This is a genomic window from Shewanella sp. S23-S33 (assembly GCF_043359565.1).
GTDB classification, from domain to species: domain Bacteria; phylum Pseudomonadota; class Gammaproteobacteria; order Enterobacterales; family Shewanellaceae; genus Shewanella; species Shewanella oncorhynchi.
Genome location: NZ_JBHFFD010000043.1, coordinates 49350 through 63315 on the forward strand (window position 1 = coordinate 49350; position 13966 = coordinate 63315).

Genomic DNA, 13966 nt, shown 5'->3' on the forward strand with positions numbered 1-13966 from the left:
CTTTAGTAAGGCGTGGGATTGGGGCTAATTAACCCAGTCCCTAAGGCCACCAGCAATAACAGGATAACGAGCACGGAGAAAATCACTCGCCGCCCAAGATAACGGCTCATAGACACTTTTTCATCACCTTTCCCCATAATAAACAAGGCGCGACCTAGATTAAAAATGATGAATAGCAACAGCAGAACTAAGACCAACTTAAAAATGAACAGGCTATTCATACAATATCCTCATGTTCTGCTGAATAAATTAACGGTTTTTCTACTGATATTGACTGTGGCTGTATTAACTATATTGGTCAAGTTGGGTTTATGGCAGTTAGCCCGTGGTGAAGATAAAACGACGCTTTTAGCCCAAATGGAAGCAAGGCAAGCTTTGCTGCCATTAAGTTTTGAGCAGCTCCAGCTCAAGGTCAGCAAAGAAGGCGTAACGGGTTATCGACTGCAAGTACGCGCCACTCCCGCAAGCTCACAAATCTGGCTACTGGATAATCAAATCTATCAAGGTCAAGTGGGCTATTTAGCCTTCCAACCATTGCAAGTAGAAGTTGAAAAACCTTGGTTGCTGGTCGAGTTAGGCTTTGTTGCCGCAGGCTCCCATCGGGATGAGTTGCCCCACATCACTCCCCTAAGCGGGGCATTAAATATCGAAGGCAGGCTTTATCAAAAGCAAATCAATCCCTTGAGCCAAGCTTTAATGGCAGAAACAGGGACAAGTATTCGCTTTCAAAATTTAAATATGCCCGAAATGGCTAAGGTATTAGGGCACCCAGTGTTACCTGTCGTGTTGCAACCAGAGCAATTACCTTCCCTCACATTGCCCCATCCTTGGCAACCTTTCCCACTGTCAGCACAAAAACATTGGGGCTATGCATTGCAGTGGTTTTCGATGGCAGCCGTATTTGCAGGGCTAATGCTGTGGCAAGGGATTAAATATGTAAAACGCCATAGCACCCAAACAGTCGCAAACTCAAGGAGCAAATAGGGAAATTCGTACCATACTTAGCAAGACACTAATAAAACTAAATAAATATAAAACAATAAATTAGGGATAATTTGAATGAGAGGAGCAAGCATGAACTCCCAGAACAAATCTAAACACAAAGCATTAGGGCTATTACTGCTGGCGTTTATTGCCCCCGTAGTGATTGCTAAGCTAGTGCTGAGCCTGAATTTATACCATGGCGGTGCCACCAATCATGGCGAGCTGATCAGTCCCGAAACCAGTTATGCCAGCCTTGGGGTTGAAAATTCTAATCCCAAAGAATGGCAACTACTGTATTTATTGCCCGCCAAATGCAACGATACTTGCCGCGAACGCCTGTATATTTTGCGCCAAAGCCACACAGCGCTAGGGCCAGATCAGGCGCGAGTAGAACCGCTCATCCTCACCCATCCCGACAGCGATCTTAACGCCTTAAGCACCTTTAACTTCAATACTCGTCCTGCCAATGCAGACTTAAGCAAATGGTTAGATGAACAGCAGCTAATCATAGTCGATCCCTTAGGCAGCTTAGTCCTGCGCTATCCTCAAGTGCAGGGCAAAGAAGCGCATTTAGCTCAAGGCAAGGCGCTGATTGCAGATCTGCGTAAGTTGTTAAAACTGTCGAGGGTAGATTGATGCAACTAACTTGGATCCTACGCTTAACCTTAGTCTTTACCCTATTGGTGATTTTAATGGGCGCTTACACCCGTCTATCGGATGCAGGGCTTGGCTGCCCCGATTGGCCAGGCTGCTACGGCCATATTAAAGTGCCCACCCAAGACCATGAAATCGCCCATGCGCAAACTATATTCCCAGATCACGATATCAATCCAGAGAAAGCTTGGCTGGAAATGATCCACAGATATATCGCAGGCGGACTTGGCTTACTGGTGTTGTTCATCTTAATTTTGTGCTTAAAAACACCGGAAGCACCCAAAAAGTTACCGGTCATCATAGTGCTGCTGATCCTCTTTCAAGGAGCGCTAGGCATGTGGACTGTGACCATGAAACTCATGCCAATAATTGTGATGTCGCATCTTATTGGTGGCTTTAGCCTAATCTCGCTGCTGTTACTCCTTTACCTGCGAACCCGACCTCGGCGTATATTTAATAGCGAAACCCATCCTCGACATCTCGCACCGTTAGCGTTGGTGAGCCTATTCGTCCTTGTGGGTCAGATTATGTTGGGCGCTTGGACATCATCGAATTACGCGGCGCTCGCCTGCACCTCTTTACCCATCTGTGAGGGAAATTGGGTAGATAACTTAGCAATAGCCGAGGCATTTTCACCGTTCCAAGGCCAACACCCTAGCTTCGAATTTGGGGTACTCGATTACCCTGCACGAATGACTATCCACGTAGCCCACAGAATTGGCGCTATCGTCACTGCCAGCTTGTTACTCGTGCTCGCCTACCGATTATTTGTGGGCGCTACGGGACTTAAGGCTTTAAGCCTTTTATTAGTGGGACTAGTCATACTACAAGTGAGCTTAGGTATTTCTAACGTAGTGATGCATTTGCCACTCGGTATTGCCGTGTCTCACAACGGTGGTGCGGCACTACTGCTACTGACCTTAGTCACAATCAACTATTTTTTATGGCGCAAAGCATAAGCGAGGGATCCAAGATGGCAAAACCACTCTCAATCACCAGTAGCCTGCCCACTTTCAGCGTAACATGGCGCGCCTATTTTGAAATGACCAAACCTAAAGTGGTTGCACTGATGCTGCTCACAGTCTTAGTCGGCATGTGTCTTGCTGTGCCCCATGCAGTCCCCGTTCAACCTTTAATCGCCGGTATGCTGGGTATTGCTATGATGGCGGGTTCTGCGGCGGCGTTGAATCATCTGATCGATCGCCGTATCGATGGCTTAATGGCACGCACCTACAATCGCCCGCTACCCAAAGGGCGTATTTCGGCCACACGCGCGTTAATTTTCGCCGCTAGCTTAGGTAGTCTTGGCTTTATCGTCTTATATTCCTTAGTCAATCCACTCACAGCTTGGCTGACCTTTGCCAGCCTGATTGGCTATGCCTTGGTTTATACAGCCTATTTGAAACGCGCAACATCACAAAATATTGTGATCGGCGGCCTTGCGGGAGCCATGCCACCCTTGCTGGGATGGACGGCAGTAACGAACGAATTTCACGGCCATGCGTTATTGCTAGTGATCATCATTTTTACGTGGACGCCGCCACATTTTTGGGCACTGGCCATTCACAGACGCGCCGAATATGCCAAAGTAGATATTCCCATGCTACCAGTCACCCACGGTGTCGAATTTACGAAAACCTGCATCTTGCTCTACACAGTATTGCTGGCGATTGCTTGCCTGTTACCTGTGCTGGTTGGTATGTGTGGGCCAGTGTATTTCGTCAGCTCGAGTTTACTCAGTACGGGATTTATCTATAAAGCATGGCAACTTAAATATCGGGATCATGATGGCTTAGCGATGCAAGTGTTCCGCTTCTCTATCTACCATTTAATGTTGTTATTTATGGCATTACTGCTAGACCACTATTTGTGGAACTAGTGTATGGAACGAGTTTGTCGCGCTAACCTGTATTTATGGAGCGAATAATGCAGAAAAGAATTTTAGTCATCGCCATTTTGTTGTTCGGTCTTGGCGGCCTATTTGCGGTGAAATTTAATCCCCCAAAACCTATCGAGTTAGAGAGCGGTTTTCTGTTTCCACAGGCCTATGAATTAGCGCCCTTTGAATTGGTTGATCAACACAAGCAAGCTTTTACCAATGCCAGTTTGCAGGGAAAATGGAGCTTATTCTTTATCGGTTTTACCTTTTGTCCCGACATTTGCCCTACGACCTTAAATAAACTCGCGGCGGCTTATCCCGATCTAAACAAGATCGCGCCATTGCAGGTGGTGTTTTTATCCGTCGACCCCAAACGGGACACACCGGATAAACTCCTGACCTATGTTAATTTTTTCAATCCAGAATTTAAAGCGGTCACGGGCGAGCAGACACAAATCTTCCCACTCACCCGCAGCTTAGGGCTGACCTATGCCATGGTCGGTGAAGGGGAAAACTACCAAGTCGACCATAGTGCGGGTTATGTGTTGGTGTCGCCGCAGGGAACGCGAGTTGCGGTATTTAAACCTACGGCAGCGTTAGGCAAACCGCCGCAGGTGTTAAATGATGAAATGATTAGCGATTTTGAAAAAATAGTGGCGCAATACAAACCTAGCCGTTGATCACTCTTTGACCCAAGAGCCATCGTCCTTTGGCCTTACCCAAGGCTGAGAAAACCAATAGTAGCCATTGCGCGCCTTACTCGGCGCTGTGCAGTTATAACGCGAGCGCCCCGCAGGCAAGGCTAAATCCGCTTGAACACTAAACTCGTTTTCATTGAGCCAAGTCGGCTGTTTTGAGCCTTGACCTTGGATGTAACACATCACTTGCTTAGCAGAGATATCACTCATATCGAGGGTCACTTTAAGCTCTGGACGCCAATGACCACCCTTTAACTCAGGATCACTTGGGGTTTGTGCAATCACAGGCATATTTAAGCTGTATAACTTTGCCTTAAGGCTTTTTAGGTCAGCATATTGTCCAGCAACGGGGAAACGCGGCAGGGCCGTTAATGGCGAATAGGGCCCCGCGGCACCGGACTGTTGCCCAAAGGCGACAAAGCCGTTCTCAGTTAACATATCCTGCAACGCTTGATTGTACTCACCATATGGATACGCCAACATTTTAAAATTGTGCCCTGTGGCATCTGCAATCGCTTTTTCTGTCTCTAAGATATTGGCTTTTATCCGTGCTAACCACTGCGCCTGTGATTCGTTTTCTAAGGCGCGGATCAAATGTTCGTGCGCCCAACTGTGGTTAGCAATATCGGCGCCTTCCTTGGATAATGTGATGAGTTCATCCCAAGTCATCATCTCGGTAAACTTTTGTTTAATCGGCTCAATTGCCACAAACAAGGTGTAGGGGAATCCAAATTCCTTTAGGATAGGATGCGCAGTAGTCGCTATACTGCGATAACCATCATCGAAGGTAATTGCGATTGTTTTAGCGGGTAAATCTTGTTTTTGCTTGATCGCTTCAACCACTTTAGAAAGCGGGATCACCTTAAAGCCGTCATCGACGAGAAACTGCATTTGCTCACGAAATTGCGCGGGCGTAACGCTGGTTGCCGCCGGAGTGGTTTCTGACACATGGTGATATTGCAGAATGACCACGGCATGGGCAGAAAACGTCATTAGCCCTATGAGTGCCAACAGCACACGTTTAACCATAATGTGAACACCTCTGAAATTAATGAATACTGCTAAATCAACTTGGCTCGACCTCATGCTCAACGGCGCGAAAAATCGCCAGTTACTAGCGCTCGCCCTGCCGATGATACTCTCCAATATCACTATCCCGCTGTTGGGCTTAGTCGATACGGCTGTTATAGGTCATCTGAGTGAGGCCTATTATTTAGGGGGAGTCGCTGTCGGGTCAACGATTATCACATTAATCATTTGGTTATTGGGATTTTTGCGTATGGCGACGACAGGTTTAGTCGCGCAAGCCTTTGGTGCTGACGATCTTCACGCCCAGCACAAACTCTTAGTCCAAGGCGCTATGCTAGCGATGTTATTGGGCGCAGGCGTTATCGCACTGCAAGTCCCGATATTGAATTTAGCGTTAGGATTATCCGAAGCGAGTAGCGAGGTCGAACGTTATTGCCGCGAGTATTTTCAGGTACGGATTTGGTCAACGCCCTTCGCCCTGCTCAATTTAGTGATGTTAGGTTGGCTCTTAGGGCGACAACAACCTAAAGCCGCCATGTGGCAGCTGATTTTAGCGAACCTTGCCAATATTATTCTCGATGTAGTGTTTGTCCTCGGCTTGGGCTGGGGCGTTAAAGGCGCAGCCCTCGCCTCAGTATTTGCCGATATCACCGCTTTCTCAGTCGCACTCACTATGGTGTTACAACAACTCAAGCGCGCACCCGAGTTTCACTTATCTCAGCTATTTCCCCATGTCACCTTAACGGGTTATGGCAAATTACTGAGGCTCAACACAGATATTTTTGTCCGCAGTCTCTGTTTGCAGGCAGCTTTTGCCTTTATGACATTCCATGGTGCAGGTCTAGGTGATAATACCGTTGCGGCCAATGCCGTGTTACTGAATTTACTGCTGTTAATCTCCTATGCACTCGATGGCATTGCCTATTATGCCGAGGCAGAAGTCGGTCGAGCCTATGGGCAAAAACAGGCAGAACAATTGAGGGAAGCTGTGATCTTAGCTTGGTGCTGGTCGGCCATAACGGCACTAGGATTCTGCGCTGTATTTAGTCTTTTTGGCAGCAATATTATCGCGTTATTGACCAGCATTAATGAAGTCAGAGCCACTGCGCAAACCTATCTTATCTGGCTAATATTCTTGCCTTTATGGTCCTTTAGCTCGTATTTATTCGATGGGGTTTACATAGGTGCCGCTAAAGGAAAAGTGATGCGCAATAGCATGATACTCGCCACCTTTGGCGCGTTTTTCCCAACATGGTATTTACTGCAGCTGCTATTACTACCAGAGCAAGGCAACCATGCCCTCTGGGCCGCGATGAGTGTCTTTATGATCATCAGAAGCCTAACGCTCGCAGGGCATTATTATTTCAGTCAGGCCTTTTTACATAAATAAATCTGTAAAGACAGTAGTTTACTAATCTCAAAATCATTATTATGTTGACTTTACAAATGTAACAAAGATGTGAATCGATAATGAAAAGGATTTTACCGCTGCTATTGCTGTGGCTATGTAACTATACGGTTGCCAACACTGCGCCACAATTACCCGTTGAAGCCTTTGCAAGCATCCCAGATGTTAGCTCTGTGCAGCTCTCGCCTAATGGCAAAAAAATCGCTTCTGTTGTACGGGTCGATCAAGCCAAACTCAAAGGTACTGTCGTTAGTATCCAAGATATAGAAACAGGCGAAAAAAGCATTCCGCTGCACACGGATAACCAAAAATTTGTCATCCTGTCTCTGCAGTGGGCAAACGATAATATCTTACTGATCAGTGCTAAGTTTCCGGCTAACCGTTACGGTACACCTACAACCGAAACCCGCCTTGTTAAGTATGATTTGACCACGAAAAAGACCTCGAGTGTCCTTCCGCGCAGCGTCTTAGACCGTCTTAATTGGATCCCGCAACATCAGGGGCAAATTATCGATCTTATGCCAGATGATCCCGATAATATTTTACTGTCATTAGACGGAATGGGAGAAAACGTAGGCGAAGACAGCGTTCTGAAAGTCAATTTAGCGCAGGGGAAATCCAGTTACACCCAAAATGCTAAAAAGAAGATTATAAGTTGGATTACCGACAGGCAGCACAAAGTCCGAATTTCTATCTACAACGATGATACTGAGTACCGCATTTATGAACAGGCCGAGCAAAAGAGTGATTCACGCTTGCTTTGGACCTTTAAAGCCTTCTCTGAGGACACGGTTTGGCCATTAGGTTTTGATGCAGACCCTAATATCCTCTACGTTCGCGCCTATCACCAAGGTTTCGAAGCCATTTTTAAAGTGAACCTGACCGACCCTAATCTTACAAAAGAGTTAGTTTACGCCAATGAAGCAACTGACGTCGAAGGGGATTTACTCTACTCGCAATTAAAGAAAAAAGTCATTGGTATCAGTGAAGGCGACGGCGAGGAATACACCTTCTGGGAAACAGAATATGTCGGACTACAAAATGGTCTTAAGGCTGTATTACCCGATGCTCACAACTATATTACTCAATTCAGTGCAAATGAACGCCGCTACATAGTGTATTCCACCAGCTCAACCGAGCCTGGCACTTATTACTTCGGCGATAGGGACGAAAAAACGCTTTATCCCATCGCTAACCGATACGGCAAGCTCAATAGTGAGCTACTCGCCAACACCCAACATCTAACTTACGAAGCAAGGGATAAGCTCAAAATCGATGCTTACCTAACAGTACCAAAGGGACTCGAAGCTAAACAGCTACCGACGATTATTTTCCCCCATGGCGGCCCGATCAGTTATGACAGTAACGACTTCGACTACTGGGCACAGTTTTTCGCTAATCGGGGTTATGCGGTATTTCGAATGAATTTCAGGGGGTCGGCAGGTTACGGCTATGAGTTTATGAAGGCTGGCCTAAAAAGCTGGGGTCTCGAAATGCAAAACGATGTTGAAGACGGGACTCGTTACCTAATAGCTCAAGGGATTAGCGATCCTAAACGCATTTGTATTGCCGGTGCGAGTTATGGTGGTTACGCGGCCTTAATGGGGGCTGCTATGACTCCCGATCTTTACCGTTGCGCCATCAGTGTGGCTGGTGTGACCGATGTGGCCTACCTAGTAAAATCAAGCCGCAGACATACCAACTATGAAGTGGTTAAAGAACAAATAGGAGATGATCTCGATGCCCTCTATGAGCGCTCACCTATCAGTAAAGCAGATAAAATTAACATCCCAGTATTACTGCTACATGGCGATAAGGACAGAGTCGTTAAGGTTCAACATAGCCGAGAAATGTATGACGAGCTCAAATCACTGAATAAACCAGTGGAGTATATTGAGTTGGAAAATGGTGATCATTACCTGAGCAATAACGACAACAGACTCGCGACGTTTAAAGCCTTAGATAAGTTCTTAGCTGATAATCTCAACCCTAAGTTATAACTTAACAGCTGCACTTAAAGCGAAAGCCAAATATAAAAAACGCGACTCAAGGTCGCGTTTTTCATTCAGCTCAACAAACAAGATTAAGCGTAAGAATGTTCACCGTGTTGGTGATCTGTCACGTCACGTACGCCAGTCAACTCACCTGGGAACATGTCTAACAATTGTTTTTCGATACCATCTTTCAGGGTGATATCAACTTGAGAACAACCGTTACAACCACCGCCGAACTGCAGTACAGCCACGCCTTCTTTAGTGATTTCAACCAGCATGATATTACCACCATGGCCAGCTAACTGAGGGTTGATTTCAGATTGGATCACGTATTCGATACGCTCGACTAAAGGTGCATCACCTGACACTTTACGCATTTTTGCGTTAGGTGCTTTGAGCGTGAGTTGTGAACCTAATTGGTCAGTCACAAAATCGATAGTGGCATCTTCAAGGAAGGGTGCACTCTTCTCATCGACCATAGCATTGAAACCAGTGAACTCGATTTCAATATCATCACTTTCTACTGCATCCGGTGGACAATAAGACACACCACACTCGGCTTGCGAGGTACCAGGACTGATCACAAATACGCGAATATGAGTGCCTTCAGGTTGATCTGCTAACAACTTAACAAAATGGGCTTGAGCCGCATCGGAAATGGTAATCATGAAAACCTGCTCCGTCAGGGGATACCTGAGTGTTTTAGTAAGAATTAGCCGTATGATACTCCGACTCACCTTCGCTTTGTAGTCCTTTGGATAGCAAGTTTATGGATTTTTGCCATAGCGATCACGATTTGACTTAGTCATTTGGACTAATTAAACGATAAAAACTCAACGCATCAAAATCGAATAATGCTACTAAGACAGTCACTTGAGCGGATATTATAAGACGTTATCAACATGCTTCTCATTCATTATCGTGATCATCCAACAAGCCTGGCGCCTCTGCCCTTGCCAAACACCATACTTGAACATGCACATAACGCGCTTCGAATAAGCGAGCAATTTCAGAGACTGTAGTGCCAGTGGTGACCACATCATCCACCAATGCAACACGCTGGAACGCAAAATCATCCGCTAACATAAAGGCATCATGTAAGTTGCGTCGTCGCTGTGCACCCGAAAGCCCCGCCTGCGATCGAGTGTCTTGTTGGCGCGTTAACCCTTCGCTCACTAACGGCAGTTGCAAGAGCTGTGATAACTCATAGGCAATTAACCAAGCCTGATTAAATCCCCGTTGTTGCAAACGTTTTGGATGTAATGGAACTGGCACTATCGCTTGAGGCAGCGAGATTAATCCTTGCTGTTCTAATACCTTAATGCGTGCCACTAAGGCGCTACACAGCACGGGCAAAGCGGCAAGTTGACCTTGATATTTAATCGCACCAACCCAAGCCCCCAAACCTTGATGATAACTACAAGGCGCAATAACTTTACGTGGCTGGCGCTTTTGGCATTCACCGCAATAATCAACTTCTATTTGCATCGACTTACCGCAACCTAAGCAAATAGGCCCATGATATAAGCCAGATTGAAGACAAACGGCGCAAATGCCAGTCTCGGGAAGTGATATGGATTGGTGGCACAGCAGGCAACGGTTAGGTAAACTGCCCGCCAACCACCTTGTACCGAGTTGATAGCCTAAACGCATTATCCGTAAAGCAGATTGCGGCCAAATCCTTTTGACAAAGTACGGCATACATTCACCTAATCCATTTTTGAGGCACTCAAGTGAGCCAAGTCACATCCACAAACCAAGCAAATTTGCATATTGAAATCAGCGGCCAAGGGCCAGATCTGGTGATGCTTCACGGTTGGGGAGTGAATAGCGCTGTGTTTACGCCATTAAATGAGTCACTGTCTCAGTATAGGGTGCACTATGTAGACTTGCCGGGCTTTGGCCATAGCCAAATGGTTGAAGGTGGCCTATCAACCTGGGTCGATACCTTAGTCGCTGCATTGCCTGAACACGCTATTTGGGCCGGCTGGTCACTCGGTGGGCTCGTTGCGACTCAGGCAGCGTTAAGTTATCCACAAAAAATCAAAGGCTTGATTACTATTGCCTCATCCCCTTGCTTTATGGCAAGGGAAGACGAAGCATGGCCGGGCATTCCGCCACAAGTCCTTCATCAATTTAGAGAACAACTCGGCCAAAATTTACCTAAAACTATAGAGAGATTTCTGGCGATTCAAGCCATGGGTAGCGAAACCGCCAAGGAAGACATCAAACAACTGCGCGATCTTGTCCTCGCACGTCCTTTACCCAATACCAGAGCCTTAACTCAAGGCCTAAATATGCTAACCGACGTCGACTTAAGGCAGCAACTGACAGAGTTGCAACAACCTTGGCTAAGGATCTGGGGCCGACTCGACGGGCTAGTGCCCAAACGCGTACCACCTAAAATGCCCATCACAGCTCAAAGTGAAGATGTGATGCTCGCCAAAGCTTCTCACGCGCCCTTTATTTCCCATCAACAGGAGTTTTTGCAGGTATTTATGCCTTGGTTAGCGTTACAGACACGTTAACGCTTTATCTTTGAGCGATTAATGTCTAGTATTTAACCATTAATGTGCCAAGGAATTTTCCATGTTAGTTGTCAGTAACTACCCCCAAGTCCCGCTAGCGACCAGTAATGTCGCGACGGACTCGGCTCGGGTCGACAACCAACTGAAACCTGTAGTCATCCCACCACAAGCGGCAACTAAAGGTCACGAAGAACGCGCCTTTAATCCACAGAATGAACGCACTGCGGATCAAGCTCAACAACAGGCAAAAACGCTCGAGCATAATCAGCAGCAAGTTCAAGAAAAACAGCAGCAACAGCAATCCTCACAGCAACAGAACCAACAACAGCAAGAGAAAAAAGCGCCCCTTGTAGTGGCTGAGCGTGTTTTACCTAAAACGCTAAAAATTGCAGCAAGAGGCCAAGCGGCACTGCAACGTAAAGATATACGCTTAAAGGTCAGTCAAGGTGCGGCAAATTATGCCAGCAGTAACGCCAAAGCGAATACCAGCAGTACAGCAAGGCAATCGCTTCAAGGCGAATCGAGTCAATTTTATCAACAACTTGGGCAGCGTATTGGTCAGTTTTATCAGCAGCAGACTCAGCCAGAGCAAGAATCTATTATGTCGACGTGGATTTAACCTATTCCAATCGTATGAATCCGTTTGCGCACAAAATTAACCTGAATGATAAACAAAAATGCCGCTAAAAATAGCGGCATTTTCCATTCTGTTTAACGCTTATTTAGGCAAACGATACAGCTCTTGCTGGTAGGCCAAACTGCCCCACAATGCCCAACTTAAGGCTTTCTTCTCTAGCGCTGCAGCGGCTGGCGCATAAGGCGTTAACTGCTCAGTTTTTTCATTGTATTCGAAACCTTGAGCCGCTTTTTCTGGCTGTAGGATCACTACATCTTTACCTTCCATCAGGGCAAAGTTTTTATCGTATTGCATTAACGCGCGCCCAGGCCAATCATCGCTGACTTGGGTCAAATCTCGGCCCAGCATAGGGTAAGAATCTGAAATACCAATCAATGATAACAGTGTTGGCGGTAAATCAATCTGGCTCACAATACGATGATCGCGTTTTGGTGCAACATTATCCCCAAGAATTAATCCCGGAATACGAAAACGTGATACTGGCACCAGATCCGCACCACCCACTCGACTGTCATGGTCGGCAACCACGATAAAAATCGTATCTTTCCAATAGTCCGCGTTTTTCGCCAATTTGAAAAACTCACCAACCGCATAGTCGGCATATTTCGCCGCATTATTGCGAGTTTGCTTAGGTTGTTCATAAAGTTCGATACGATCATCTGGGAATTCAAATGGATCATGGTTGCTCGAACTAAACACTAAACTAAAGAAAGGCTTACCTTCGCTATGCAGACGCTCAAACTCACTGTTCGCCTTGCGCATTAAATCTTCGTCTGACGCGCCCCACGAGCCCACGAAGGCCGGAGATTTGTAATCTTTCTGATCTATGATGTCACTAAAGCCGTTGCCCAAGAAGAAGCTACGCATATTGTCGAAATGGCTCTCACCACCATAAATAAACTGCGTTGTATAACCATGATTTTTAAGTAATTCAGCAATACTGAAAAAGCCAACTTGGCTCTTACCTAGCTTCACCACAGCGCGAGCTGGCGTTGGCGTAAAACCTGTTGTCACGGCTTCGATTCCGCGTACAGATCGTGTACCAGTAGCGTACAAGTTATCGAAATACCAACCTTCTTTAGACAAGGCATCGATATTCGGTGTCAGGGGTAACCCACCTAAACTACCGACAAAACGTGCGCCTAAGCTCTCTTGCAGTAGGATCACTAAGTTCTTTGGCTTACCAGTATAACTGGCTTGGTTAAAGCTCAGTGATGGGATATCCGTTGAAGTAAAGGCACTTTCAGGGCGACCACTTTCCTGCCGAATCGTTGCAATAACCTCCGCATTATCTAGCTTGCCATATACTTTAGAAGCGTCTTCTTCACTATCCATCTGCTTGATGGCAAACACCAAGGAATAAGCAGAGTTAATCACTAAAGAGTTCACTAATGGATCGTCAGCAAAAGCCACCAGAGCGGGGTTAAGCGGACGATGACCCAAGGTTGAACGGGCACCTAATATCGTAATTGCGATAACGATTAACGCTAATACTGGACGCCAATACCAGCGTGGAAAGCGCAGGTTTCTCGTCAGTTTACCGCTGAGAACCCAACCGCCCCAGAGTGTACCTATGGTTAATAATATTGAGAAAATAAGCTCAAGCTTACGACCCGCCCACAGCATAGAAAGCACTTCTTTCGGGTAGATCAGATATTCCACATACAAACGATTCGGACGAAAACCGTATTCTTCAATAAAAGCGGGGGTCGATGCTTCTAAAAACAGCATGATCCACAGACCGACGGTTAACCACACCCGTAAAATCGGCTGCCATAGACGGCCAATAAAATGATCACCTGAAAATAATGCAGTCCCTAAGGCAGCAATACCCCATAACCAGCACAGGGTAGCGATATCGACGCGTAAACCTTGGATTAAGAGATGCGACCAACCATCAACAGCGGCCACGCGATCGGCTTGCCACAGCCCTAAAGCGATACGGCTCGCGGTGGCAATGAAAAGCACTAATAACGAAAAAATAAAGATGGCGCGAAAAGGCCCATGGGCATTGTTTCGCCCGCGAGGTGATAAACCAGATTGCATGTGTTACCCCAAAACGTGTAAAAAGAGCCACTCTGCTTTGGAGTGTCAATTTGAAAAATCGGTGAATAAGCTGTGCTATGACAACCGATTTTGCTTAACGTTGCATTAA

14 protein-coding genes are annotated in these 13966 nt (G+C 46.4%); 9 read left to right on the plus strand and 5 right to left on the minus strand.

Features of this window, described 5'->3' with window-relative positions; translation table 11 throughout:
• Positions 1-2: 2 nt before the first annotated feature.
• Positions 3-221 carry a DUF2909 family protein gene (locus tag ACHA99_RS10985; RefSeq protein ID WP_263182675.1) on the minus strand — a complete coding sequence of 73 codons (219 nt, stop codon included), beginning with the start codon at positions 219-221 and terminating at the stop codon, positions 3-5.
• On the opposite strand from ACHA99_RS10985, the gene ACHA99_RS10990 reads away from it, so the two are divergent.
• The 5 genes from ACHA99_RS10990 (at position 220) to ACHA99_RS11010 (ending at position 4197) form a co-directional block, all read left to right on the plus strand.
• Complete coding sequence (locus tag ACHA99_RS10990; protein WP_263182724.1) at positions 220-984, plus strand: SURF1 family protein; 765 nt, start codon at positions 220-222, stop codon at positions 982-984. The genes ACHA99_RS10985 and ACHA99_RS10990 overlap by 2 nt on opposite strands.
• Positions 985-1074: 90 nt before the next feature.
• A complete protein-coding gene (locus tag ACHA99_RS10995) occupies positions 1075-1620 on the plus strand; it encodes a hypothetical protein (RefSeq protein WP_219234921.1) in 546 nt (181 codons plus the stop codon).
• Positions 1620-2597, plus strand: coding sequence for a heme A synthase (locus tag ACHA99_RS11000; RefSeq protein WP_263201545.1), 978 nt, complete (start codon positions 1620-1622; stop codon positions 2595-2597). Before ACHA99_RS10995 ends, ACHA99_RS11000 begins: the two co-directional genes overlap by 1 nt.
• 14 nt (positions 2598-2611) lie before the next feature.
• Complete coding sequence (gene cyoE, locus ACHA99_RS11005; protein WP_168827217.1) at positions 2612-3517, plus strand: heme o synthase; 906 nt, start codon at positions 2612-2614, stop codon at positions 3515-3517.
• 47 nt (positions 3518-3564) lie between these two features.
• Positions 3565-4197: an SCO family protein gene (locus ACHA99_RS11010; protein ID WP_393942711.1), complete on the plus strand. Its 633-nt coding sequence runs from the start codon at positions 3565-3567 to the stop codon at positions 4195-4197.
• Here the strand turns inward: ACHA99_RS11010 and ACHA99_RS11015 are convergent, their stop codons facing one another.
• Positions 4198-5244 carry a polysaccharide deacetylase family protein gene (locus tag ACHA99_RS11015; RefSeq protein WP_393942713.1) on the minus strand — a complete coding sequence of 349 codons (1047 nt, stop codon included), beginning with the start codon at positions 5242-5244 and terminating at the stop codon, positions 4198-4200.
• Between the two features lie 22 nt (positions 5245-5266).
• Here ACHA99_RS11015 and ACHA99_RS11020 point away from each other — a divergent pair, with 22 nt between their 5' ends.
• Entirely contained in the window at positions 5267-6634 is a 1368-nt protein-coding gene (locus ACHA99_RS11020; protein WP_393942715.1) for an MATE family efflux transporter, read from the plus strand.
• Positions 6635-6714: 80 nt separating this feature from the next.
• Entirely contained in the window at positions 6715-8652 is a 1938-nt protein-coding gene (locus ACHA99_RS11025) for a S9 family peptidase (protein ID WP_105250652.1), read from the plus strand.
• 83 nt (positions 8653-8735) lie between these two features.
• Here ACHA99_RS11025 and nfuA read toward each other — a convergent pair whose 3' ends face one another.
• Both nfuA and ACHA99_RS11035 read right to left on the minus strand, forming a co-directional pair.
• Positions 8736-9314 carry a Fe-S biogenesis protein NfuA gene (gene nfuA, locus ACHA99_RS11030; protein ID WP_006079591.1) on the minus strand — a complete coding sequence of 193 codons (579 nt, stop codon included), beginning with the start codon at positions 9312-9314 and terminating at the stop codon, positions 8736-8738.
• A 241-nt stretch (positions 9315-9555) separates the two neighbouring features.
• Positions 9556-10347: a ComF family protein gene (locus ACHA99_RS11035; protein WP_393942717.1), complete on the minus strand. Its 792-nt coding sequence runs from the start codon at positions 10345-10347 to the stop codon at positions 9556-9558.
• A gap of 32 nt (positions 10348-10379) precedes the next feature.
• Here ACHA99_RS11035 and bioH point away from each other — a divergent pair, with 32 nt between their 5' ends.
• Complete coding sequence (bioH, locus tag ACHA99_RS11040; RefSeq protein ID WP_393942719.1) at positions 10380-11174, plus strand: pimeloyl-ACP methyl ester esterase BioH; 795 nt, start codon at positions 10380-10382, stop codon at positions 11172-11174.
• 61 nt (positions 11175-11235) lie between these two features.
• Positions 11236-11793, plus strand: coding sequence for a hypothetical protein (locus tag ACHA99_RS11045; protein WP_393942721.1), 558 nt, complete (start codon positions 11236-11238; stop codon positions 11791-11793).
• A gap of 99 nt (positions 11794-11892) precedes the next feature.
• On the opposite strand, the gene ACHA99_RS11050 is transcribed toward ACHA99_RS11045, so the two are convergent.
• Positions 11893-13857, minus strand: a complete 1965-nt coding sequence (locus tag ACHA99_RS11050; RefSeq protein ID WP_393942723.1) for an LTA synthase family protein — start codon at positions 13855-13857, stop codon at positions 11893-11895.
• Between the last annotated feature and the right edge of the window lie 109 nt (positions 13858-13966).

Excerpts from the sequence above, each read along its gene's own strand:
- ACHA99_RS10985 (WP_263182675.1), bottom strand. The coding sequence starts at position 221 with ATGAATAGCCTGTTCATTTTTAAGTTGGTCTTAGTTCTGCTGTTGCTA.
- ACHA99_RS10995 (WP_219234921.1), top strand. The coding sequence starts at position 1,075 with ATGAACTCCCAGAACAAATCTAAACACAAAGCATTAGGGCTATTACTG.
- ACHA99_RS11000 (WP_263201545.1), top strand. The coding sequence starts at position 1,620 with ATGCAACTAACTTGGATCCTACGCTTAACCTTAGTCTTTACCCTATTG.
- cyoE (WP_168827217.1), top strand. The coding sequence starts at position 2,612 with ATGGCAAAACCACTCTCAATCACCAGTAGCCTGCCCACTTTCAGCGTA.
- ACHA99_RS11010 (WP_393942711.1), top strand. The coding sequence starts at position 3,565 with ATGCAGAAAAGAATTTTAGTCATCGCCATTTTGTTGTTCGGTCTTGGC.
- ACHA99_RS11015 (WP_393942713.1), bottom strand. The coding sequence starts at position 5,244 with ATGGTTAAACGTGTGCTGTTGGCACTCATAGGGCTAATGACGTTTTCT.
- ACHA99_RS11020 (WP_393942715.1), top strand. The coding sequence starts at position 5,267 with ATGAATACTGCTAAATCAACTTGGCTCGACCTCATGCTCAACGGCGCG.
- ACHA99_RS11025 (WP_105250652.1), top strand. The coding sequence starts at position 6,715 with ATGAAAAGGATTTTACCGCTGCTATTGCTGTGGCTATGTAACTATACG.
- nfuA (WP_006079591.1), bottom strand. The coding sequence starts at position 9,314 with ATGATTACCATTTCCGATGCGGCTCAAGCCCATTTTGTTAAGTTGTTA.
- ACHA99_RS11035 (WP_393942717.1), bottom strand. The coding sequence starts at position 10,347 with ATGCCGTACTTTGTCAAAAGGATTTGGCCGCAATCTGCTTTACGGATA.
- ACHA99_RS11045 (WP_393942721.1), top strand. The coding sequence starts at position 11,236 with ATGTTAGTTGTCAGTAACTACCCCCAAGTCCCGCTAGCGACCAGTAAT.
- ACHA99_RS11050 (WP_393942723.1), bottom strand. The coding sequence starts at position 13,857 with ATGCAATCTGGTTTATCACCTCGCGGGCGAAACAATGCCCATGGGCCT.